Genomic DNA, 22,644 nt, shown 5'->3' on the forward strand with positions numbered 1-22,644 from the left:
GTATGAATAAAAATTTTGAAAATATTATCCAAAAGTTGAAAGATAAAGACTATCGTTTAACTGATGTTCGTAAAGCAGTTATTAAAGTATTAACGCTTAAGCAACATGTTAGTATTAATGATATTATTAGTTTTTTAACAAAAGAAGGTAATGATAATATTAATATTATGAGTATTTATAATACTATTGATTTATTAATGACAGAACATATTATTCATGCTAATGTTTTTGAAGGAAAACAAATAATTTATGAACTATCAGAAAATACCGTTCATATTATTTGTAATTTTTGTAATAAAATTATTCATGCCTCTTTCGAAGATAAACAACAAATTTCACCATTACAAGAAGAAAAACTTGAAAAATTAGCAACTAAAAATAATTTTTATTTTTCACATTATAAGTTAGAAATTCATGGAATTTGTGATAAATGTGAATTAAAAATAAAAAAAATGAAATTTTAATTGAACTTAAAACTTCTTTCGCGTAAAATTAAACATGTACTATTTAAATTAAATATTTTAGGGGTGTAGTTCAATGGTAGAACATCGGCCTTCAGATCCGAGTGTTGTGGGTTCGAGTCCTGCCACCCCTGCCATTATTAAAAATCACTTTTAAATGTTTCTCATAAAAGTGAATTTTTTATTATTATAATTTTGGTAACTTATCTTTATCTAAATTAAAAGCAACAAAACTGAAGGTTCCAATTCCTGTATGAGCACAAATTACGTTTGCTAAATTAATAGTTTTGACGTTTTTAATGCCATAATCTTTAACAAATTTTGTAATTTTTTCTATTTCTTTTGCTTCAGCAAAAGCATGAATAATGTAAAAGAGAGTAATGCTTTCTATTTTTTTACTTTTATTAATTTCTTTAAGAGTATTTTTAATTGCTTTATCTCATGTTCTTGTTTTATCAAATTTATCAATGGTTCCGTCAAAAGATAAAATTGGAGTTATTTTTAACATAGTAGCTAAGGCTGTTGCTGATTTTGAAATTCTACCACCACGAACTAAATAATTTAAATCATAAGGTAAAATAAATGCTATATAGTTATCTCTTATTAATTTTAGTGCTTCTATAATATCATTAACATTATTTTTTTCGTTAAGTGACATTTGATATGCTTTTTTAACTAATAGTCAGTTAATAACTGAAACACCATTACTATCAAAAACAAAAACTTTATCTTTAAAATTAGATTCTTTTGATAACATAGTAGCAGTGTTATATTGACCCGATAACCCCTTTGATAAAGGAATAAAAATAATCTTTTCAAATTTAGTTAAAGCATCTTCTCAAATTATACTCATTTGACCAAGTGGTGTTTGCGAAGTTTTGGCAGATTGTTTTTTATGAACTATTCTATTATAGAATTCTTCATCCTCTAGAATGTTAGGGTCATCAATAATAGTTGTATCATCACTAAAAGTGATTAATAATGGACAAAATCCAATATTCATTTCTTTTAAATCTTTAATTGAAAATCCTGAAGAGGAATCAGCAACAATACCAATTTTTTTTTTCAATTTTCTCACCCTAACTATAATATTTTTTACTTATTTATTAAATTATAACATATATTTTTTACTTAAAAATGGACTTTCATCGTTGAAAGATATATAAAATAGTTAATATGTTGTTTTTGGGGTGGTTGATTCTTGTTTCTTAGATTTTTTATCAGAACATTAATTTTAAAAAACTGAATGTATTCTAAAAACAATTGTGTTATATAATTAACACTTACCTTTACAATTTAGCAAACAATCATTGCATCAACTGCATTAACTAGTGGTATTCCTGCTGAAAGTGGTATTTTAACTAAAATAGAAACTGAAACAGAAAATGAATTAGAAGAAAAAGATAAAAGAGCAAATTCTACAAAAAAAAGAGTTAAAAGACAAACTCCACCAAGTTTACAAAAAGCAATGACAACAATTAATATTGGTCAAATTGAAGCGAATGATAAACAACATATTATTCAAAGATTAAGAGAAATTAATCATCCAATTTTATCTAGAGAAGATTTTTTAGAAAATATTGAATTTGAAAACATTACAAATATTAATGCAACAGTACATGCTGGTATTAACATTTACGATCAAAATCCCGCAAGAAATATTCCAAAAATTTAAATTTTACTATTAACTTTACACCTCGAAGATTAACATTATCAAGTATTCTTATTAGAACTGAGTTAGGAGAATTGTTAGATAATGCACCATTAACAATAATAGAGAGATTAAAGAGGCTTTTTAGTAATCTGTGTATCTTTGTTTTGCAAAGTACTAGTTCAGATTAATTCTGTCTTCAAATTTTATCATAAAATGAGCAATTGCTGTATTTCAATTTTGAATGGGCATTGTTCATTTTTTTGTTATATTTTCAATTGCTAAGTAAAATATTTTGAAAACTGCCATATCATTTGGAAAAACTTTTTTATTTCTGATGACTTTTCGTAATTGACTATTAACAGATTCAATAGAATTTGTAGTATAAATCACTCTTTTGATTTCTGGAGGATAACTAATAAAAATCATTAAATTATCTCAATTTTTATATCAAGATTTAGCAATTTGAGGATAGTGTTTATTTCATTTACTTTCAAATGATTCTAAAGCTTGCATTGCTTGTTCTTCACTACATGCATTATAAATTGGCTTTAAATCTGTAACTAGTGATTTTCGATGTTTGTATGAAACATATTTTAAACTATTTCTGATTTGATGAACTATACATAATTGATGTTCAGTTTTAGGATAAACTGATTGTATTGCTTCTGACATGCCTGTTAAGTTGTCACTACAAGCAATAAGAATATCATTTAAGCTACGATTTTTCATTTCTGTGAAATTTGCTAATCAAAATTTAGCGCCTTCATTTTCACTAATTCATAAACCTAAAACATCTTTTTTACCTTCTAAATCAACACCTAAAGCTATATAAACTGATTTGTTAATAATGCGTTTATCTTGTCGTACTTTAACTACTATACAATCAAAATAAACAATGGAATAAATGCCTTCTAATGGTCTATTTTGTCATGCTTTGACATCATCAATCACATCATCAGTAATTTGACTAATAACACTTTCACTAATATCAGCACCATGATATAACTCTTGTAACTGCATTCTAATATCTGATAATGTCATACCTTTTGCATATAAGGAAAGAACTTGTTGATCAAAACCATCAAATCTTCTCTGTCTTTTTGGCACTATTACAGGAGTAAAATTACTATTACGATCTCGTGGTACATCAATCTCAATTTTACCTTGTTGAGTTATTAATTTTTTTGAACTTATACCATTACGAGCATTGTCACTATTACTATGTTGATTTTTTTCATATCCTAAATAATTTTGCATCTCAGAATTCAACATTTTTTCAACTAAACGTTTTGTTAATTCTTTATATAAACCCCCCTTCTTTAAAAACTGTTGTTAAATCTTCAGTATTTTCTAATAATAAATCTACTGCTTTTGATATTGGATCATTATTATTAAAGTTATCTTTTTTAGCCATCTGTAACTCACTCTTTCTAGTCATTTAATTATATTTACTAGAATTAATTAAACATAGTTATTTTTGTAAGTTACACAGATTACTAAACATTACCAGATTAAATTTTTTAAATCCCGATTTGCATTTACGTTATCCTAGTTTTACAAATAGACATCCTATAGGCATAAATAATTTTCAAATTTTATCAGAAAATGTTTATGATTTTCAACAAAATAATCCTCATATTGTTTTTGATAGTGATTTAAATGTAACTTTTACTATTAATGAACAAAGCATAAGATTATCGACTTTACTTAGAAATACTAATTTAGGACAAATTAGACGTAATGATCCGAGTACTATTATGGAAAGGTTATGAGAATTAAATCCTGATTTAGTTTTTCATTTCGACTTTGTGCCGGGTATAGATTTCTCTCCATTTTTAACTTCAACTACATTAATAATTCCGCTATCACAAATTCATGAACTCCCAATGATGCAGTACTCATTCCTAACGCAATATTTAACAAAATCAAAAAACAAAAATTTGGTACAATTAAAACTAAACAGCAAGTAACCAAAAGTCAACTATGCATTCATCAAATATACAACTTTCTTTTTTTAAATTTTGCAGTAAAAAAAGTAGCTGGTATAGCAAAAATAATTACAGTAAACGAAATAATCACTGTAATACTAATTGCTTCAGTTACTAAATTAGTTAATGATAAAACTAAAAAATTATTAATAGCTTTTAAACTATTAATACCAAGATAAAGAAAAAAATAATAACTAATAAATAATCATTGCCACTTATTTATCTTTTGCTTAAAAAGAAAAAATAAATAAAAACTTGTAAATAAACAAAAGATTATTAAGAAAGGTAATCATATTATCATAGTTTTTTCCTTTCTTAATTAAATTATTATTTTTTGATTTGTCTTACTGCATCACGATTTTTAATGGTCTCTCTTTTATCATAATTTTTTTTACCACGAGCCAATGCTATTTCTAACTTTGCTCTACTTTTACTATTTAAATATATCATTGTTGGAACAACAGTTAAGTTTTTTTGCTTTTGTTCTTGTTGAATTTTTTTAATTTCACGAGCATTTAAAAGTAATTTTCTTTTTCTTAATGGATCAAGTATATAACTAGTAGTAAATTTATAAGTAGTAATGTTCATATTAATAATATAAGCTTCATTATTACTAAAAGTTACATAACTATCCTGTAAAGATACATTACCTAAACGAATTGATTTAATTTCAGAACCAGTCAAAACAATTCCCACTTCTAATTTTTCTAATAATTCATAATTAAAGTACGCTTTTTTATTTTTTGCAATTATTTTCATTGTTTCCACCATTATTTTCATAAACTTTATAATTAGATTATATAATAATAATTTCATAAATACTGAAATACTTACTTAAATTTGTTTTTTATTAAGAACATGCTATAATCTAATGAAGGTTAGATTAATCAATAGTTTTTCTAGCAATGATTAATGTAAAATTAAACATAAAATTAATATTTTTTGTATAGCGACCCAAGAAATAGATTTTATATTTGTTTTACGGGTTTTTGTTAATTTTATATATTAATAAACAACTGAAAGGAGTCTAAGGACATGGCAGGAGAGTTAAATACTAAACCAACAGCAGTAAAAAATAGTCAATTTTATCAAGGCGATTTGGGTTTTGATAAAAATAATAATGATAAAGTAATTATTTATAAGATTTTAACTGGTAAAAAACTTGAGGTTTGCAAAATTATTATTGATGAACAAAATCATATTTTAAAAATTTCTACGAAAACGGAAATTATTAATGAAGATGAATTTGAAATTTACACATTTGCTTTAGAAGCAGATACTGCTGATTTTATTTTAAAACTTATTGCTAAAAATCAAATTAATGCTGAAATTAATTATGCATTTATAAATAATATTGAAGATTCTTATAATATATCTGAATCAGACTCATTAGAAGAAAAAAAGAAAAAAATTAGGAAACTTTTTTAACTATTTATAAATTTCTTCTCAATTATAAACTGAACCATAACACAAAGCTTTAATTTTAAAATCATTGTTATTATTGATAATTTCTAAAATAGTTTGAGCAATAGAAATCCCTGAGGCAACTATATCATCAATAATAATAATGTTTTTTTTATTAAAAAATTTAATATATTTAGGTAATAAATGAATTTTATTAGTAATTTCCATTTGTCTTTCGCTAACTTTTAATTTATTTTCTCAAAATTTACGGTAGTTATCAACTTGGAAAATATTATTAATAAATAATATCTCATAATTTAATTTTTTTTTAATAATTTTAACTAATTCAATTATTACTAATTCTAAACTACTAACTGAAGTAGGTTTTTTTGGCATCATAATAAAATAATCTAAATTTTCAAACAAATTAAATTTTTGACCAACTTCAAATAAATTAGTTGCTAATCTTATTACAGTATCTTGTTCAATATTTACTTGCTTAATTAAGTTATAATCTTCATTAACTCATAATAAATCCGGATATTGTTTTAAGCCTGGCGATTTAAAATAATTATAATAATAGCATTCAATGTTAAGATTGCTTTGTTGAATTAATCTTTTTTGCCCTTGTATTTTCATTTTTTTACTCCATTTTTCTTTTCACTTTTATTTTTTTTAACTTTACCATTTAGTTTTATCTTTTTTCTATATTTAAAATTATTTGCTTTATACATTTTTGATGATTGATTATTATTATTTTTATCACGGTTTTTATTTTGCTGACCATTTTCTTCTAAAATAAAATCAATAGTTCTAGCAACTTTATTTGCACTTTTAACAAGAACACTGACCTTTTGACCAAGAGCATACTGTTTTCGTTTTCTTTCACCAAACAAAATCATTGCTTTTTCATTAAAAATATAATAATCATCAGTCATATCTGAAATTCTAATTAAACCCTCAATTGTATTATCTAACTCAACAAATAATCCAAAGCCAGTTACACTAGAAATTATACCTTCAAATTTATGACCAATAAATTGCATCATGTATTCTGCTTTTTTCATTTGATCTACAGCTCGTTCACACTCTAATACTTTTAATTCCATATTACTAGATTGCTCAGCAGCTCAATTAGTAAAACTTTGATATTTCTCAATTATTTTAGCATTTATTTCTCTTTTAACTATATATTGGCGCAATAAACGATGAACTATTAAATCAGGATAACGTCTAATTGGCGAAGTAAAATGTGTATAATAATCACTAGCAAGTCCAAAATGGCCAATACATTTATTAGTATACTGTGCTTTTTCCATACTTCTTAATAATAAAGTTGATAAAACTTGAAATGTTGGTAATTGTTTTAAAGAATTTAATAATAATTGTAAATCTTTTGAACTAATATTTGTGATTTTTGGATTTAGTTTAATGCCCATTAATTTCAGAATTGTAACCATTTGATGCATTTTTTTAGAACGAGGATATTCATGAACACGATAAATAAAAGGTAATTTCATATCAAATACAGTTTTAGCAACTACTTCATTAGCTCTAATCATAAAACTTTCAATTAATTTTTCAGCGATATCACGAGTTCTTAAAATAATATCAGTTACTTCTCCATTGTCATTAATAATTGTTTTTGCTTCATTAATTTCAAAATCAATTATTCCAGCATCTTGTTTAAACTTTCATAAAATTTGGTGCAATTCTTTTGCTTTTAGTAACATTTCTCAAATTTGTGGATGTGTTTTAATAAAATTTGGATTTTTACCATTATATCCATCATTTACTTCGTCATAATTCATTCTTCTTGCTGATTTCATAAATGCCTGATAAATTTTATGTTTTACTGTTAAACCATTCTTATCAATTTCCATATCACAAACCATACATAAACGTTCTACTTGTTCATTTAAAGAACAAATACCATTTGATAACTGCGTTGGTAACATAGGAATAACACGATCTGCTAAGTAAACAGATGTACCGCGATTAAATGCCTCTTCATCTAAAGGACTATTTTCTGTTACATAATGACTAACATCAGCAATAGCTACAATTAAACAATAATTACCATTAGCTAGTTTAGTAACACAAATAGCATCATCAAAATCTTTAGCATCTTTACCATCAATTGTAACTAATAACTCTTTAGTCAAATCAATACGACCAATTTTATCTGATTCTAAAACTGTTACTGGCACCTTATCTGTTGCTGCTAATGTTTCAACATCAAATTGTGCTTTAATGCCAATTTCATAAATAACAGCTAAAATATCAACACCAGGATCATTAATATTACCCAATATTTTAGTAATAGTAACATTAAAAATATTTTGTTCAAAATTTTTAATTTTTGCAACAACAATATTATTTTTTAACGCTTTATCAGGATTTAAAATATTAACTTCATACTGTTGTAACTTTGCATTTTGAATTAATAATGTTTTTACTTTCGTATCTGCATTAACAATAACAGTACCAACAAGAAGATTAGTATCACGTTTAATAATTTTTAATACTACAGCCTCATCATTCTGATTATTAATTTTTACTAACTTACATAATACTTCATCATTATTTAACGCATTATTTATGTTTTTTATATTAACGTAATATTCTTCTTCACTATTTAATAATTTAACAAATCCAAATCTTTTTTTAGTAATTTGAATTTTACCAATAAATAAATTATTATTTTTTAGCATATAAAATTGTTGTTCTTTATTTTCCAAAATAATTTCACTATTTTTCAATTCTTCTAAATCAGCAATAAGTTCTTGCTGTTGATGATAATTAGTAATATTAAGTTTCACTGTTAAATCAACGGTTGATAAAGGTGTAATACTATTTTGTAACTCATTAATAATCTCTTGCTTCATTTCAATCAATCCCAACTTTATCCTAATTATATAATTAATTATAATCTATCTTTTAAAATTTATAAAAAGGCACATTTTAGTGTGCCTTTTTATAAAATAATTATCATTAATTTATAACTCCAATAGTATTAATAAGAATTCTTACTATTATTGCCATAGTAAATAACGATATACCTAATACTAAAGTGGCAATAGAAAATAACTTACTTCAACCACGTTCTTTAGTACTAGCAAATAATTCTTGATTACCCCCACTTAAAGCACCAAGTCCATTATGATTTTTTTTACCTTGTAATAAACCTAAAATTACTAATAATATAGCGATAATTAAGGCAATAATTTCAAAAGCAAAAATAATGTTTTGACTCATTTTGTCACTTCCACTTCTTTATAATATTATTAATTTTACACTTAATTTTACTAAAAATAAAAAAATTTTCATAATTATTATTATGACTTATTCCAAAATTAAAATTTTAATTATGAAATAAGCCTAATATGTTATGTTTTATAATTCTTTTATAGGAAAATTTATTAACTTTATTCTGGTTCAATTTCTAAGTAATTTCCAACAGCATTTGTTACAATCTTTCATCCATGTTGATTGGTCATCATATAAAAAATGTTTATTTCTGAAAAATTATTATACATAACTTTAACCAAAGTTTTTAAATTACTATCACTTAAACTATTTGCTAAGGTTCCTATCAATTGTGGAAATTTAGTAATTTCACTTAAAATTTTTTTTCAAAAAGTTGATAGTCATCTTTATTATCTTGATAAATTTCTGCTAATTTTATTCACATATCATTACTAATACCTAATTTAATTTTACTTGATTCTGTATATTGTGGAGTTTTATTGTCTAAAGGTATGTAATATTTTTCTATTTTATTATATTGATTATGGGAATTGATATCAGCATTATGAGCATGCGATCAATTATACACTAAATATGCTATTCCACCAACTATAATTACTCCACCCACAACTCATCCAATAGGCCCTCCTTCAATCATAACAGATGCACCTTCTTCACCAACCTCTTCGCCAATAGCAATCGCACCTTCTTCACCAACCTCTAATAAAGGCACTGCTTCTTCTGTTTCAACTACTGTTGTAGCTTGTGGAGAACTTATTCATTTAACAACTTTATATGCAGGTGGAATACTCATAGTTGTGGTAGTGGCTAGACCTTTTAATAAATATTCATTTTTATTAGGTGTTATAAAAACGATTCCATATTTATGCAATTCAACAATTTTTTCAAATTGTGTTCAACTAGCATCAGTAAAATGTTGTCCATAAATTTCTGTTAGTTTTTTTCTTACATTATTTTTACTTTCTGTAGATGTGGTGTAATAAATATCTAATAATTTTTGATCAATAATTTGTGTTTTTAAAATATCACACTTTGGTTTCTGATTTGTTCTAGAGCCTGTACTTTGATTACTGTGTTGATTTCTATTTCTAGAACTAGTTCCAATGTTAAAAGATTGTTCAGATGTTGATGGCAAAACAGCGCTTCCACCTGCTGAAGGTGAAGGGGTTGTTGTTGTAGTGGTCTGCAAATTACTTGGTTTATAATTTGATATATCTTCAAGTGTAGTAAAAGTAACACTAAAATCACAATCATAAATAATATTCAAATTTTCTGTAAATATTATACTGTTTGGACGAAAAATTAATGTTCAATGAACAATATTTTGTAAAATCACATGCTTTTTTAACTTTTACTATACTTATTGTTCCGGGATTATTGGCAAGTTTAATTATTATACCAATTAATATGCTTACGCTTAATATTTCAACTATTACAATTTCAAAAATCAGTTATTTTATTATTGCTGCTTTGTGTTTTTTCATTTTGACTTTTTTCATGTCTTTTCTTTTGCGAGAAGATCCAAAAAATATGGGTATGCATGATGAAATAGTTTTAAAAAAATTAAAACTTTTTCTCAATGAAAAATAATAATTTTAATTATCTTTGGATTAACTATTTATTTAATTTATTATTTAATAAATTCTCAATTTTTTAATTATAAAATAAGTAATATTGATCAAAGATGGCATGTTTATAAAACTTTATTTACTACTTTGCCACAAGTAATTGGTGTTTTTTTATTGGGATGATGATTATATTATTTTTTCAGTGCTAATATTGCTTTATATTTTGGTTTTGGAATCTATATAGTAAGTATTATGATTAGTTTAGTAACTATTAATATTTACGCAGTTTTGATTTCACAAATTTTATCCAATATTGCTTTTGGCATTTGCAGTTTTGTTATATATAGTTTGGTTTTAGATTGAAATTATCGACAATTAATGCCTATCACAGGAATTTATGCATCATGTATAGCTATTTTAACTTGTAGTGTTGATTTACTCGATAGTTTTATTAATTATAATTTAATTACTTTAAATAATGAAATAATGTTTTATATTGGTAATATTATTGCGTTATTAACTGTTATTAGTTTAATATTTATTACGTTATTTTCTTCAAATTATTGAGTGACAGAAAAGCATCATGTTTTAACAAATCACAATTGAAATAAAATTTAAGTATATTAAATACTTTACTACATAAAATTATATAAAATATGGTCATGCCATTATAAAAAAATAAGAATTTAAGAGAGGTTTTTTTATGTCTGAAAAAAGTAAAAAAAAGAAAATTATTACTGCAATTGTTGGTGGTACTACTTTAGTTGGTGGAGCCACTGCTGGTATTTTGTATACTTCTGATATAGAAGCAAAAAACGAGGAAGAAAATGAAAAAGAAAAAAAATAAAATCACAATCTAATCCAAAGATTTTATTACCTAAACCACCAAATTCAAATAGACAATCAAATCGTTATAAATATACAATAATACAACAACAAGATACAATTTACGTTGATAGTAATGGAGAAGAGCAAACAACTAGTAAAATAGACTTATCAGATATAAAAACTATTGAAATTGTTCAAATTGGATTTTATGAAAATAAAATTGGAGAAATTCAAGCTGTTAAAATGCCAAAAACAATTCAAAAAGTGCCAGATCAGTTACCATCAGAAATAACAAGTACAAAACAGATGTTTCAAAGTGCTTCATCATTTGATCAGAATATTTCAGTTTGAAGAGTAGAAAAAGTAAAAATTATGAGAGGTATGTTTTTTAATGCACATGCTTTTGATCAAAATATTTCAAGTTGAAATGTAAATAAAGTGACAGATATGCATGGTATGTTTGCTGGTGCAAGAAAATTTAATCAAGATATTTCGGGTTGAGATGTTTCAAATGTAATAACTATGCATTCTATGTTTGCCGGTGCAATAACGTTTGATCAAAATTTATCACAATGAAATGTTTCAAAAGTAATAATTCATGATAATTTTGCCATTAATTCTTGAATTAGTAATAGCATTGATAAATTGCCAAATTTTAATTTTTAGATTTTATAATTTATGATGAAAGTTTGAAAGAATTATTAGTAATTTTTAAGAAAACCAAAAATTGCTTTATAGTAGAAAATAATGTATAATATTAGCGGGGATGTTCTGGTTTCGACAGGAGTGAACAACTAATTGTGGCAGTGGTTTGGTAGACCATAATACTACGAGGTTTCATAACCGGAAAACAAACTAAAACCGTAGTACCTAACTGATTCACAACAAAGTTAAACAACTTTGGATTTGGTTTAGGAAATCAAGCAGTTTTACCTGCTTAATTACTTAAGAAGTAAATACTACCGTTACTAATAACAAGTTTATTATTATTAGTAACGTATCATAGGATAAACTAGAAAAAATGATGTTAATAAATTTTTTCGAATTTCCATTAACTAGCTATTCATAATTTCGTATAATTTATTATTAAATAGTGATTTTTCTAAATTATACTAAACTGTAGATACAGTTAGTCAGTTAACTTTTGGACGCGGGTTCGATCCCCGCCATCTCCACCATAAATTAAATGCACAATTGTGCTTTTTTTATTATTTAATTTAATAATTAATTATAAATACCTTTATAAAATTTTAATTAGTGAAATAAATAATAAAAAAATATTTAAATATGCTAAATTGTAAAGGTAAGTGCAACTAAATTATTTTTCTATCCAAATATTCGATTGGTGAAAGATAATTTAATATTTTTCTCGGTCTTTGATTTAAAGACAATATAAATTTATGAACTTCATTTTTATTAGTTTTTGAAAAAATAAATTTTTTAGGAAATTTTTCTCTAATTAAACCATTAGTATTTTCATTAGTACCTCTTTGTCAAGGTGAATATGGATTGGCAAAATAAATTTTTACATCTAAATTTTTTTCAAGTTGTTGTCAATTTGAAAATTCTTTGCCACGATCAAAAGTAATAGTTTTAACAATGTTTTTAGGAAGAATTGATAAATAATAACTGACATTTTTATTAATAACTTTAGTAGTTCTGTTTTTAACTAATATTGTTAAAGTAAATCGTGATACTCTTTCAACTAAAGTTATTAAACATGATTTGCTTTTACCTCGTGATGATACTATAGTATCTCCTTCTCAATGACCAAGTGTTATACGATCATTAACATTTATATCTCGTTCTTTAATTGATTTACCATTAAACTTGCCACGATTTTCTTTAGATTTTCGTTTTTTACCTTTTCTTCTTAAATTTTTACTAGTAACTTTATCAAGCATTCCAAAATAAATTCAAGTATAAATTGTTTTAAAACTAATAACTCATTGTTTATGAAAATTTTTAATTCTGCCATAAATTTGTTCAGGTGATCAACCTAATAGTAATTTTTGTTGTACATATTTTACTAAATTCTTATTTTTAAATTTATGAAAATTAATATGTGATTGTTTTCGATTTTCAGCTTTATTTTGTGCAATTAATGAAAAATAATGATTATTATCTTTATTTCTATTAATTTCTCGAATAATAGTACTAATACTTCGATTAAGATTTTTAGCTATTTCACTAATTTTAAATTTAAATTTCAATTGATTCTCAATATAAATCCTTTCATCTATGCCAAGATGTTTATAACTCATATAAAAACTCCTTACTTTTTTCTAAACTAAATTTAGCATTATGAAATTTTTATATGAGAATTTTTTGCAATTTTATTTATTTGCACTTACAAGTATAATTCAGCATATTTTATGAATAATATTGTAAAACAAGTTGCAAATAGTAACTAGTCTTGGTAATATTGAAAAGTCTTTAAATTTTTTTAATTATATTTGGAGCCGTGGCCAAGTGGTTTAAGGCATAAGTCTGCAAAACTTTGATCGTCGGTTCGAATCCGATCGGCTCCTCCAAAATATTAATAATATTTGCAAATATACTTGTAAATATTACTTTTAATAAGTTATAATTGATTAGGTTTAATGATTTAATGAGTTACTATAAATTTTAGTAATTAAATGCGCCTGTAGATCAATTGGATAGATCGTTTGACTACGGATCAAAAGGTTGTGGGTTCAAGTCCTGCCAGGCGCACCATCGGGATGTGGCTCAGCTTGGTAGAGCGCTCGGTTTGGGACCGAGAGGTCGCAGGTTCGAATCCTGTCTTCCCGACCATTATTAAATAAGGGCCCTTAGCTCATTTGGTAGAGCGCCTGCCTTGCACGCAGGAGGTGGTCGGTTCGATCCCGATAGGGTCCACCATTATATATCGGTTAAACATTTAAACTAAAACTGGCGAGGTAGCTCAGTTGATTAGAGCGTTCGGTTCATACCCGAGAGGCCATGGGTTTGAGTCCCATCCCCGCTACCATAGTCTAGGACCCTTAGCTTAGTTGGTTAAAGCTCCCGGCTCATAACCGGGCGAGCATTGGTTCGAATCCGATAGGGTCCACCATACTTAAATACTCGGAGGCTTACCCAAGTCCGGTTGAAGGGAACAGTCTTGAAAACTGTCAGTGCGCAAGTGCTCGAGGGTTCGAATCCCTCAGCCTCCTCCATTATTATTAAATTTTATACATCGCGGAGTGGGGAAGTGGTATCCCGTCGGGCTCATAATCCGAAGATCATTGGTTCAAATCCAGTCTCCGCAACCACGGTCTTGTGGTAAAGTGGTTAATACGCCTCCCTGTCACGGAGGAGATCGCGGGTTCGATCCCCGTCAAGACCGCCATTTAGAAAATAAAACATAAGCAGTATTAATTTAGAGAGTAAGTAAAAGGTCTTACTCTTTTTTTTATTGGTATAATGAATAATTATTTTACTTATTATGGAAGAAAGTTTTTGATTGATTAAGTAAATTAAGAATATTAAAATACACGTATAGTTTAAATAATAAATATAATTTTATTTAAATTTAACTATTATTAAATAATAGTTTTTAATTTTTAATAACTCATCTTCAAGTATCGTAATTAGCAATAATGTTGAGACATTGATACCAGTGAATAATGCATTAACATTAGAAAATGGTATCAATGAACCAATTTTAAAAAATATATTATCATTAAATTTTTTATATGCTAAATTGTAAAGGTAAGTGCAACTAAATTATTTTTCTATCCAAATATTTGATTGGTGAAAGATAATTTAATATTTTTCTCGGTCTTTGATTTAAAGACAATATAAATTTATGAACTTCATTTTTATTAGTTTTTGAAAAAATAAATTTTTTAGGAAATTTTTCTCTAATTAAACCATTAGTATTTTCATTAGTACCTCTTTGTCAAGGTGAATATGGATTGGCAAAATAAATTTTTACATCTAAATTTTTTTCAAGTTGTTGTCAATTTGAAAATTCTTTGCCACGATCAAAAGTAATAGTTTTAACAATGTTTTTAGGAAGAATTGATAAATAATAACTGACATTTTTATTAATAACTTTAGTAGTTCTGTTTTTAACTAATATTGCTAAAGTAAATCGTGATACTCTTTCAACTAAAGTTATTAAACATGATTTGCTTTTGCCTCTTGATGATACTATAGTATCTCCTTCTCAATGACCAAGTGTTATACGATCATTAACATTTATATCTCGTTCTTTAATTGATTTACCATTAAACTTGCCACGATTTTCTTTAGATTTTCGTTTTTTACCTTTTCTTCTTAAATTTTTACTAGTAACTTTATCAAGCATTCCAAAATAAATTCAAGTATAAATTGTTTTAAAACTAATAACTCACTCTTTATGAAAATTTTTAATTCTGCCATAAATTTGTTCAGGTGATCAACCTAATAGTAATTTTTGTTGTACATATTTTACTAAATTCTTATTTTTAAACTTATGAAAACTAATATGTGATTGTTTTCGATTTTCAGCTTTATTTTGTGCAATTAATGAAAAATAATGATTATTATCTTTATTTCTATTAATTTCTCGAATAATAGTACTAATACTTCGATTAAGATTTTTAGCTATTTCACTAATTTTAAATTTAAATTTCAATTGATTCTCAATATAAATCCTTTCATCTATGCCAAGATGTTTATAACTCATATAAAAACTCCTTACTTTTTTCTAAACTAAATTTAGCATTATGAAATTTTTATATGAGAATTTTTTGCAATTTTATTTACTTGCACTTACAAGTATAATTCAGCATTTATTTTAAAATAATAATTTGATTATTTTATATATTTAAAATTCGGATATAAGTTAACTATATAGTTTTTAAATAAAATGCATTATAATTATTTTATAGGATGGGTGAAAGATATGGATAAATCATTAGATAAACAATTTTTAACTACAAGTAATCTTATTGGTCAAAAAGAGTTAAAGAAATTAAAGGAAACTCCTTTACCTTCATTATTAGATTTAAATTTAACAAGAGTTTACTTTACTAGTCTTGGTGATGGTTTTTCGCGAATATTTATTTTAACTATTCAAATTTTTTGAATTGGCTTGATTTTTTTTAATGGCATTGGTTTTGGTCAATTGGTTGCTAATCTTCCTGGTATACCATCAGCACCAGTTTTTCAAAGTGCAATATTAAAAGTAGTAGCAATGTTAATTACTGTTTTATTTGCTTTTATAATTTTAATTATGATTTTACCCGTTTTTTTATCTAAAACTATTAGAGGTATTGGTTTAAGTTGTTTATTTTTTTTAATATTTGGTTCTATTGTTAATTTAATAATTATTGGTATTAGTTTTTTTATGTTTTCTTATAGTGACAGTCCTTATCGAATCACAGTATTGATTTTCGCGGTTATAGCACTCTTATTATGATGAATTGCTATTTTGCATTGATGATTAAATACTATTGAAAATAAAAAATATTTAATTAAAAGTATTATTAAAATGTATGAATTAAGTTTTAGATAATGGAAATTTAGGTGAATAATATATGGCTAAAAAGAAAGATAATGATGATTGAAGAAAACTAAATAATATTACTAAATACGTTACTGGTAAAGTAGAACCAGTAAAAGTAAAAAAAACTTTTCTGACAATAACTATTTCTTTAATTATGATAATTTGTTTAGCAATTAGCACTTTTTTTATTGCTCTTGCTATGCAGAGTGCTTTTAATATTGGTGATTTTAAACAAAATATTCCAGAAGAATCAATTATTGTTGATATGAATGATGTTCCAATTGATAGTAGTAATAAAAATTTACGTTTGCCATTTTTTGAAGAAGAATCAAAAAAACAAGTTTTTGATTTATTAATAAAAGAATCTTGATGAGATAGTTTTTTTCCAACTAATATTACTAATTATGATTTCACTTTTTATAAACCCAATAGTAATGATGAATTAGATAAGAGTTTAATTAAAACTGATGGTGTTACTAAATTTGATTTAAAATTAAAGTTACAATCTTCATTTATTGAATTTAAAATACCAGTAATTGCATTAATTAAAAATACTGCTAAATTTTATGAAAAATTTATGATGTTTAATCAATTTGAAGGAAAATTTAGTAAACATGTTTCAGGAAAATTTCCAAATGGTAGTGATTATTTGCAAGAACAATGAACACATGGTTATTTACCAACTAATTTTTATTATGCGGATAAAATTGATAATACTGTTATTTATAAAACAATCGAAGATGAAATTAATAAATTTATTAATGATTATAAAGAAGAATTTGCTAGTGATACTCATCTTTATCCAATAATATCAACAATTCCTTTAGCAGATATTGATTTTAATGATGTAGCTACTATTAAACCATATTTCGAACTAGTTCATAATCCCGAATTAAATTATGTTGGTAATGCTGTGAATAGTTCCAAAGAATATGTTAATCTTTATTCATATTCTTCAAATTTTCCATTAAAACCTTTTTATATAACATATGTTTCTAATCCAAATGTTGTTTATGATTTCATTGATTTAAAACCAACAAGTATTGAAGAGGTTATTGATTATCTTAAAGTTAATCCTATTGATTTTGTTCCTTTTAGTATGGTACAAGAAGCAGTAGATAGTGATGAATCATTAATAAAATATAGTCCTCCACATGTATTATTGACTAGTGATAATAGTGGTAATCATTTTAAATATAAGGAATTGAGTTATTATTTTGGCTTTTCAAATTCAATAAATAATAGTATTGAAAATATTAATGTTAATGATTATATTAATATTGGTGATTTAGAAACTTTTTTAGAAAATAAATATTGACAAGAAATGTATCAATTTGCAAAAAATAATTCTACTTTTTTCTTATTAGATTATCCTGATTCGACGGTTGATCCAAATATTAATTGAAATTTTGTTATTAAATCACTTGCTACTTTTAAAGGATATTTTGTTAAAGCTTTAAAGGTGCAAATTAATGAGTTAAGTGCTTTTACTTTTTTAGATATTGATGGTAATAATTTATCATTAAAGGCAACTGATATTATTAAGACTAATGATATTAAAAAAATTAGATTTCATATTGGAAAAGATTTGATAAGCAGTGACTATGTTCCCAAGCCCCATAGTTTTAATTTTACTTTTAAAGTAAAGTGAATTTAAATACTTAAAAATAAGTATTGATTTTATGAAAATGGGTTAAATTTTGATAACTATAATTTAATATTCATACTACTTATATAAAATAGTTTTAATTATATAGGTTATTAATTGTAAAATTAATATAAATTTGTTATTATTCTTGTGTATAAAAAATATAAATAATATAGTAGTTTTTAACCCATTGTTTGTTGAGATAAAAGCAAATGGGTTTTTATTTTGAAAGGAAAATTATAAATGATATTGCAAAAATATAAAAAATTAAAATTAGTAACCTTATTTTTATTTATTTTAACTATTTTAATTATGGTAATTGGTTTAATGTTAATTGGTTTTTCTAATTTTAATAAAAGTTTTTTTGAACATCTTAAATTATATAAAGAAAAAAGACTTATTATAGAAATAACAATAGAAATAACAAATGGATTTAGTTTATTAAATTATATGAGTGTAAATTATATTTTAAATCATTCTGCAGAAAATATATGTTCATCAGTAGTTCATAATTATGATGGTTATTATGATTGAGTTCAATTACAAATTGGAGTTATTTTTTGTATAATTTTAACTCCAATTTTTGGATTTTTTACTATTGCATTAACTTTTTTAATTATTGGTTTAAAAGTAAAAATAAAAAATAATAATTTTTGAGATGCAATCCAAAAATGTGAAATAATTAACAGTTATTATGTTCATTAGGTATTTTGTTTTTAAAATATATTAAGTATTATTTTTAGTGAATCAACAAAATGTTTTATTTTATATAATGATTTATAATGATTTATAATTTCTTATTTATTTAAAAAATATTTTTAATAATTATTTAAATTTGGATGGTCAAAGTTAAATAATTATTTTTTTGTTTTTAATTTTGCTAAATTGTAAAGGTAAGTGCAACTAAATTATTTTTCTATCCAAATATTCGATTGGTGAAAGATAATTTAATATTTTTCTCGGTCTTTGATTTAAAGACAATATAAATTTATGAACTTCATTTTTATTAGTTTTTGAAAAAATAAATTTTTTAGGAAATTTTTCTCTAATTAAACCATTAGTATTTTCATTAGTACCTCTTTGTCAAGGTGAATATGGATTGGCAAAATAAATTTTTACATCTAAATTTTTTTCAAGTTGTTGTCAATTTGAAAATTCTTTGCCACGATCAAAAGTAATAGTTTTAACAATGTTTTTAGGAAGAATTGATAAATAATAACTGACATTTTTATTAATAACTTTAGTAGTTCTGTTTTTAACTAATATTGCTAAAGTAAATCGTGATACTCTTTCAACTAAAGTTATTAAACATGATTTGCTTTTGCTTCTTGATGATACTATAGTATCTCCTTCTCAATGACCAAGTGTTATACGATCATTAACATTTATATCTCGTTCTTTAATTGATTTACCATTAAACTTGCCACAATTTTCTTTAGATTTTCGTTTTTTACCTTTTCTTCTTAAATTTTTACTAGTAACTTTATCAAGCATTCCAAAATAAATTCAAGTATAAATTGTTTTAAAACTAATAACTCACTCTTTATGAAAATTTTTAATTCTGCCATAAATTTGTTCAGGTGATCAACCTAATAGTAATTTTTGTTGTACATATTTTACTAAATTCTTATTTTTAAACTTATGAAAACTAATATGTGATTGTTTTCGATTTTCAGCTTTATTTTGTGCAATTAATGAAAAATAATGATTATTATCTTTATTTCTATTAATTTCTCGAATAATAGTACTAATACTTCGATTAAGATTTTTAGCTATTTCACTAATTTTAAATTTAAATTTCAATTGATTCTCAATATAAATCCTTTCATCTATGCCAAGATGTTTATAACTCATATAAAAACTGCTTACTTTTTTCTAAACTAAATTTAGCATTATGAAATTTTTATATGAGAATTTTTTGCAATTTTATTTACTTGCACTTACAAGTATAATTCAGCATTTTAAAAAAATAAATTTAAATTTGATAATTTTGTAAAATTAAACACTTATAATTTTTATTTATATCAGATACTATTATTAAGTTTTAATACCTAAAATAAGTTATAATATAAATAAAAAATAAGGGGTGTTAGATATATGGAAGAAAAAAAAGATGACTTAAAAAATACTCCATTGTCAAATGTTGATAATAGTATTATCAAACCAAATAATGATAATCCATCATTTAAAGATATTGAAGAACAACGTTTTACTACTTATAATCCGTTATTAAGTGATAGTATTAAATTTAAAAGAATGTATTGAAGTTCAAAAATGGAAAATATTGCTCGTATTTTGTTACTTACAGTTTCTTGTTTTCATTTAATTTTTTCTTATTTTTTAGCTAACAATTTGGTTAATCAAATTTTGAGTAATAAAGGTAGTAACATGAACCCAACTTATATAATTTATATATTTTTAATTATAACTCTGGGATTTAATTTTATATTTTATTTACCAGTAGCGATTGGTCGCACTGCTAGTGCTATGTTTGGATGATCAATTGTTTATATTATTTTAGCAATTGCTTATTTTATAGTTTTAGAAGTATTTTGTACAATTTTGTTAGTGGTTAATGGATTAGTAAATGAAACTGTTTCTGCAGAAGTTCCAATATTTATGATTATTGTTTTACTAATAACTGTTTTATGATTAATTGCTGCTTGTTTATTAATTGTTAAAAGTGATGATGTAAGAAGAGAATTAAGTGTCGAATAAATAATAAGTAAAGGAGAATATAAATGAGTACAGATAGTTTACTTTCTAAGCGAATTGAACAATTAATTAAAGTAATTAGCGCTGATGTTTATGAAAAAGAAACTGTTTTTAAACTTGCTATTTTGGCGTTATTATCAGGAGAATCAATATTTTTATTAGGATTACCAGGAATTGCTAAATCATTAATTTCACGACGAATTAAATATGCGCTCCATGATGGGCGAAATTTTGAATATTTAATGAATCGTTTTTCTACTCCAGAAGAAATTTTTGGACCAATCTCAATCAAAGATTTATTAAAAGGTAACTATGTAAGAATTATTGATCAATATTTGCCTGCTGTTGATATTGCTTTTTTGGATGAAATTTGAAAAGCAGGCCCTTCAATTCAAAATACATTACTAACTATTATTAATGAAAAAATCTTTCGTAATGGTGGTGTTGATATCAAAGTACCATTAAAACTATTAATTTCAGCTTCCAATGAGTTACCAGAAAGTGGTAAAGGTTTAGAAGCTTTATTTGATCGTTTTATTATTAGAATGATAGTTTATGGTTTAACTAATGAAGAAAATTTTAATGATATGTTAGAAAGTATTACTAGTTTAGAAGTAAAAGTTCCACTTGAATTACAAATTAAAACTTCTGAATATGAAAAGTGATTAAAAGAATTGGAAACTACTGTTACTTTAAGCAAAGAAACATTAAATTTTATTTCTCGTTTTCGTAAAATTTTAACAGAAGCAACTAATGGTAAAGCTTACATTTCTGATCGAAGATGAAAAAAAATTGCTAAATTAATAAAAGCTTCAGCTTATTATAATGGTAGAACAACTACTGATAAGCCTGATTTATTGATTATTCCTTACTGTATTTGAGATAATGAAGATCAAGAAAAAGAGTATACAAAACTTTTCAATGAAGCATATTGTGAAGATTTAACTTACACATTGAAACAAAATCAGATTGAACTGGAAAGTGAGTTGGAAACATTAAGTAATAATGCCGAAAACATTAAAGATAGTCAAAATCAACCATCTATTTACTCCAATCCATTTTCTGAACAAATTAAAGGCATATATTATCGTTTATTATGACATAGTGATGAGTTTCCAATTTGTTTTATTAGTAGAAAGGATTTTCAGTTATTATTACGACGTAATAAAAAGAGTCATAATATTCAATTATTTTATGGTAAAAGTTTAAGTAAAATGGAAGGTAATCAGAAGTTTGAGTTGCAATTAAAGAATTCTAGTGAATTAATAAATATTACAAATAATTCTATAATTCAAGTTGAATTAACTAATACTGATAGTAAATCACAATTTGGAAATATTAATAGTCAAATGAAAGATTTAAAGCAACAAATTAATGAATTAAAAGTACATTTTGAACAAGAATATCATCGTTTAAGTAAAACCGATTCTATATTTTTTGATGAACAATTTAAATCACTATTAGAAATGGCATTTTTTGATAAAATTTCACAAATACCAGAAGCAGAAACCGAAACGACTCTTTCATCAGAATCACTAACTGAAGATTCACCAATAACTATTTCAAATGTTAATGATACTAATAATAATAATTCTGATATTAATTAAGATA

At 24.5% G+C, this 22,644-nt stretch carries 24 protein-coding genes, 10 tRNA genes and 1 other RNA gene; 23 read left to right on the plus strand and 12 right to left on the minus strand.

Annotated features, from left to right (window positions below; translation table 4 throughout):
- Window positions 1-2: 2 nt before the first annotated feature.
- Both AACK95_RS00995 and AACK95_RS01000 read left to right on the plus strand, forming a co-directional pair.
- Window positions 3-464, plus strand: a complete 462-nt coding sequence (locus AACK95_RS00995) for a Fur family transcriptional regulator (protein ID WP_252319930.1) — start codon at window positions 3-5, stop codon at window positions 462-464.
- A 59-nt stretch (window positions 465-523) separates the two neighbouring features.
- Window positions 524-598: transfer RNA gene (locus tag AACK95_RS01000), tRNA-Trp, on the plus strand.
- Between the two features lie 50 nt (window positions 599-648).
- Here the strand turns inward: AACK95_RS01000 and AACK95_RS01005 are convergent.
- Complete coding sequence (locus AACK95_RS01005; RefSeq protein WP_338980416.1) at window positions 649-1,530, minus strand: DegV family protein; 882 nt, start codon at window positions 1,528-1,530, stop codon at window positions 649-651.
- 399 nt (window positions 1,531-1,929) lie between these two features.
- On the opposite strand from AACK95_RS01005, the gene AACK95_RS01010 reads away from it, so the two are divergent.
- On the plus strand, window positions 1,930-2,136 hold the full coding sequence (locus AACK95_RS01010) for a hypothetical protein (RefSeq protein WP_338980417.1): 207 nt from the start codon (window positions 1,930-1,932) through the stop codon (window positions 2,134-2,136).
- Window positions 2,137-2,289: 153 nt separating this feature from the next.
- Here AACK95_RS01010 and AACK95_RS01015 read toward each other — a convergent pair whose 3' ends face one another.
- The 3 genes from AACK95_RS01015 to smpB form a co-directional block, all read right to left on the minus strand.
- Window positions 2,290-3,438, minus strand: coding sequence for an IS256 family transposase (locus AACK95_RS01015; RefSeq protein ID WP_422397153.1), 1,149 nt, complete (start codon window positions 3,436-3,438; stop codon window positions 2,290-2,292).
- Entirely contained in the window at window positions 3,416-3,553 is a 138-nt protein-coding gene (locus tag AACK95_RS07105; protein ID WP_422397147.1) for a hypothetical protein, read from the minus strand. The genes AACK95_RS01015 and AACK95_RS07105 overlap by 23 nt, the downstream gene beginning before the upstream one ends.
- 877 nt (window positions 3,554-4,430) lie before the next feature.
- Window positions 4,431-4,862, minus strand: coding sequence for an SsrA-binding protein (smpB, locus tag AACK95_RS01020; RefSeq protein ID WP_252320720.1), 432 nt, complete (start codon window positions 4,860-4,862; stop codon window positions 4,431-4,433).
- Window positions 4,863-5,138: 276 nt separating this feature from the next.
- On the opposite strand from smpB, the gene AACK95_RS01025 reads away from it, so the two are divergent.
- A complete protein-coding gene (locus AACK95_RS01025) occupies window positions 5,139-5,531 on the plus strand; it encodes a hypothetical protein (protein ID WP_174480342.1) in 393 nt (130 codons plus the stop codon).
- Here the strand turns inward: AACK95_RS01025 and AACK95_RS01030 are convergent, their stop codons facing one another.
- The 5 genes from AACK95_RS01030 to AACK95_RS01050 all read right to left on the minus strand — a co-directional run bounded on the left by AACK95_RS01030 (window position 5,532) and on the right by AACK95_RS01050 (window position 9,912).
- Complete coding sequence (locus AACK95_RS01030) at window positions 5,532-6,146, minus strand: hypothetical protein (RefSeq protein WP_338958013.1); 615 nt, start codon at window positions 6,144-6,146, stop codon at window positions 5,532-5,534.
- Entirely contained in the window at window positions 6,119-8,395 is a 2,277-nt protein-coding gene (rnr, locus tag AACK95_RS01035; RefSeq protein WP_338980418.1) for a ribonuclease R, read from the minus strand. Before rnr ends, AACK95_RS01030 begins: the two co-directional genes overlap by 28 nt.
- A 106-nt stretch (window positions 8,396-8,501) precedes the next feature.
- Complete coding sequence (secG, locus tag AACK95_RS01040) at window positions 8,502-8,765, minus strand: preprotein translocase subunit SecG (RefSeq protein WP_174480339.1); 264 nt, start codon at window positions 8,763-8,765, stop codon at window positions 8,502-8,504.
- 170 nt (window positions 8,766-8,935) lie between these two features.
- On the minus strand, window positions 8,936-9,106 hold the full coding sequence (locus AACK95_RS01045; RefSeq protein WP_286642093.1) for a hypothetical protein: 171 nt from the start codon (window positions 9,104-9,106) through the stop codon (window positions 8,936-8,938).
- Window positions 9,107-9,129: 23 nt separating this feature from the next.
- Entirely contained in the window at window positions 9,130-9,912 is a 783-nt protein-coding gene (locus AACK95_RS01050; RefSeq protein WP_338980419.1) for a hypothetical protein, read from the minus strand.
- Between the two features lie 170 nt (window positions 9,913-10,082).
- Between AACK95_RS01050 and AACK95_RS01055 the strand changes: the two genes are divergently transcribed.
- The 5 genes from AACK95_RS01055 to ssrA all read left to right on the plus strand — a co-directional run bounded on the left by AACK95_RS01055 (window position 10,083) and on the right by ssrA (window position 12,351).
- The gene (locus tag AACK95_RS01055; protein ID WP_338980420.1) at window positions 10,083-10,367 is read left to right on the plus strand and encodes a hypothetical protein; all 285 of its coding nucleotides are present in this window, start codon (window positions 10,083-10,085) and stop codon (window positions 10,365-10,367) included.
- A 152-nt stretch (window positions 10,368-10,519) separates the two neighbouring features.
- Window positions 10,520-10,963, plus strand: coding sequence for a hypothetical protein (locus tag AACK95_RS01060; protein WP_338980421.1), 444 nt, complete (start codon window positions 10,520-10,522; stop codon window positions 10,961-10,963).
- 85 nt (window positions 10,964-11,048) lie between these two features.
- Window positions 11,049-11,192 (plus strand): MspA/MspB/MIB-like signal-anchor domain-contatining protein, encoded by a 144-nt coding sequence (locus AACK95_RS01065; RefSeq protein ID WP_286642118.1) that lies wholly within the window; start codon window positions 11,049-11,051, stop codon window positions 11,190-11,192.
- 224 nt (window positions 11,193-11,416) lie between these two features.
- Window positions 11,417-11,839 carry a BspA family leucine-rich repeat surface protein gene (locus tag AACK95_RS01070; RefSeq protein ID WP_338980422.1) on the plus strand — a complete coding sequence of 141 codons (423 nt, stop codon included), beginning with the start codon at window positions 11,417-11,419 and terminating at the stop codon, window positions 11,837-11,839.
- A gap of 96 nt (window positions 11,840-11,935) precedes the next feature.
- Window positions 11,936-12,351: a transfer-messenger RNA gene (gene ssrA, locus AACK95_RS01075) on the plus strand.
- Window positions 12,352-12,486: 135 nt separating this feature from the next.
- Here the strand turns inward: ssrA and AACK95_RS01080 are convergent.
- On the minus strand, window positions 12,487-13,437 hold the full coding sequence (locus tag AACK95_RS01080; protein ID WP_338980423.1) for an IS30 family transposase: 951 nt from the start codon (window positions 13,435-13,437) through the stop codon (window positions 12,487-12,489).
- 194 nt (window positions 13,438-13,631) lie between these two features.
- Here AACK95_RS01080 and AACK95_RS01085 point away from each other — a divergent pair.
- From AACK95_RS01085 to AACK95_RS01125, 9 genes are all read left to right on the plus strand, one after another.
- A tRNA-Cys gene (locus AACK95_RS01085) sits at window positions 13,632-13,707 on the plus strand.
- Between the two features lie 107 nt (window positions 13,708-13,814).
- A tRNA-Arg gene (locus tag AACK95_RS01090) sits at window positions 13,815-13,891 on the plus strand.
- Between the two features lies 1 nt (window position 13,892).
- A tRNA-Pro gene (locus tag AACK95_RS01095) sits at window positions 13,893-13,969 on the plus strand.
- An 11-nt stretch (window positions 13,970-13,980) separates the two neighbouring features.
- A tRNA-Ala gene (locus AACK95_RS01100) sits at window positions 13,981-14,056 on the plus strand.
- Between the two features lie 32 nt (window positions 14,057-14,088).
- Window positions 14,089-14,165 (plus strand) — tRNA-Met (locus AACK95_RS01105).
- Between the two features lie 7 nt (window positions 14,166-14,172).
- A tRNA-Ile gene (locus AACK95_RS01110) sits at window positions 14,173-14,249 on the plus strand.
- Between the two features lie 13 nt (window positions 14,250-14,262).
- Window positions 14,263-14,352, plus strand: a tRNA-Ser gene (locus AACK95_RS01115).
- Between the two features lie 21 nt (window positions 14,353-14,373).
- A tRNA-Met gene (locus tag AACK95_RS01120) sits at window positions 14,374-14,448 on the plus strand.
- Window position 14,449: 1 nt separating this feature from the next.
- Window positions 14,450-14,525 (plus strand) — tRNA-Asp (locus tag AACK95_RS01125).
- 372 nt (window positions 14,526-14,897) lie between these two features.
- Here the strand turns inward: AACK95_RS01125 and AACK95_RS01130 are convergent.
- Window positions 14,898-15,848 carry an IS30 family transposase gene (locus tag AACK95_RS01130; RefSeq protein WP_338980424.1) on the minus strand — a complete coding sequence of 317 codons (951 nt, stop codon included), beginning with the start codon at window positions 15,846-15,848 and terminating at the stop codon, window positions 14,898-14,900.
- 219 nt (window positions 15,849-16,067) lie between these two features.
- Between AACK95_RS01130 and AACK95_RS01135 the strand changes: the two genes are divergently transcribed.
- From AACK95_RS01135 to AACK95_RS01145, 3 genes are all read left to right on the plus strand, one after another.
- Window positions 16,068-16,679 carry a hypothetical protein gene (locus AACK95_RS01135; protein ID WP_338980425.1) on the plus strand — a complete coding sequence of 204 codons (612 nt, stop codon included), beginning with the start codon at window positions 16,068-16,070 and terminating at the stop codon, window positions 16,677-16,679.
- Between the two features lie 22 nt (window positions 16,680-16,701).
- On the plus strand, window positions 16,702-18,327 hold the full coding sequence (locus AACK95_RS01140; protein WP_338980426.1) for a hypothetical protein: 1,626 nt from the start codon (window positions 16,702-16,704) through the stop codon (window positions 18,325-18,327).
- A 234-nt stretch (window positions 18,328-18,561) separates the two neighbouring features.
- On the plus strand, window positions 18,562-19,023 hold the full coding sequence (locus AACK95_RS01145; protein WP_338957920.1) for a hypothetical protein: 462 nt from the start codon (window positions 18,562-18,564) through the stop codon (window positions 19,021-19,023).
- A gap of 198 nt (window positions 19,024-19,221) precedes the next feature.
- Here the strand turns inward: AACK95_RS01145 and AACK95_RS01150 are convergent, their stop codons facing one another.
- Window positions 19,222-20,172 (minus strand): IS30 family transposase, encoded by a 951-nt coding sequence (locus tag AACK95_RS01150; RefSeq protein ID WP_338980427.1) that lies wholly within the window; start codon window positions 20,170-20,172, stop codon window positions 19,222-19,224.
- Between the two features lie 243 nt (window positions 20,173-20,415).
- Here AACK95_RS01150 and AACK95_RS01155 point away from each other — a divergent pair, with 243 nt between their 5' ends.
- Complete coding sequence (locus AACK95_RS01155; protein WP_252319172.1) at window positions 20,416-21,036, plus strand: hypothetical protein; 621 nt, start codon at window positions 20,416-20,418, stop codon at window positions 21,034-21,036.
- Between the two features lie 23 nt (window positions 21,037-21,059).
- On the plus strand, window positions 21,060-22,640 hold the full coding sequence (locus AACK95_RS01160; protein ID WP_338957914.1) for an AAA family ATPase: 1,581 nt from the start codon (window positions 21,060-21,062) through the stop codon (window positions 22,638-22,640).
- Window positions 22,641-22,644: the final 4 nt, after the last annotated feature.

It is taken from the genome of Spiroplasma endosymbiont of Lasioglossum malachurum (assembly GCF_964020065.1).
Lineage (GTDB): Bacteria > Bacillota_I > Bacilli_A > Mycoplasmatales > VBWQ01 > Spiroplasma_E.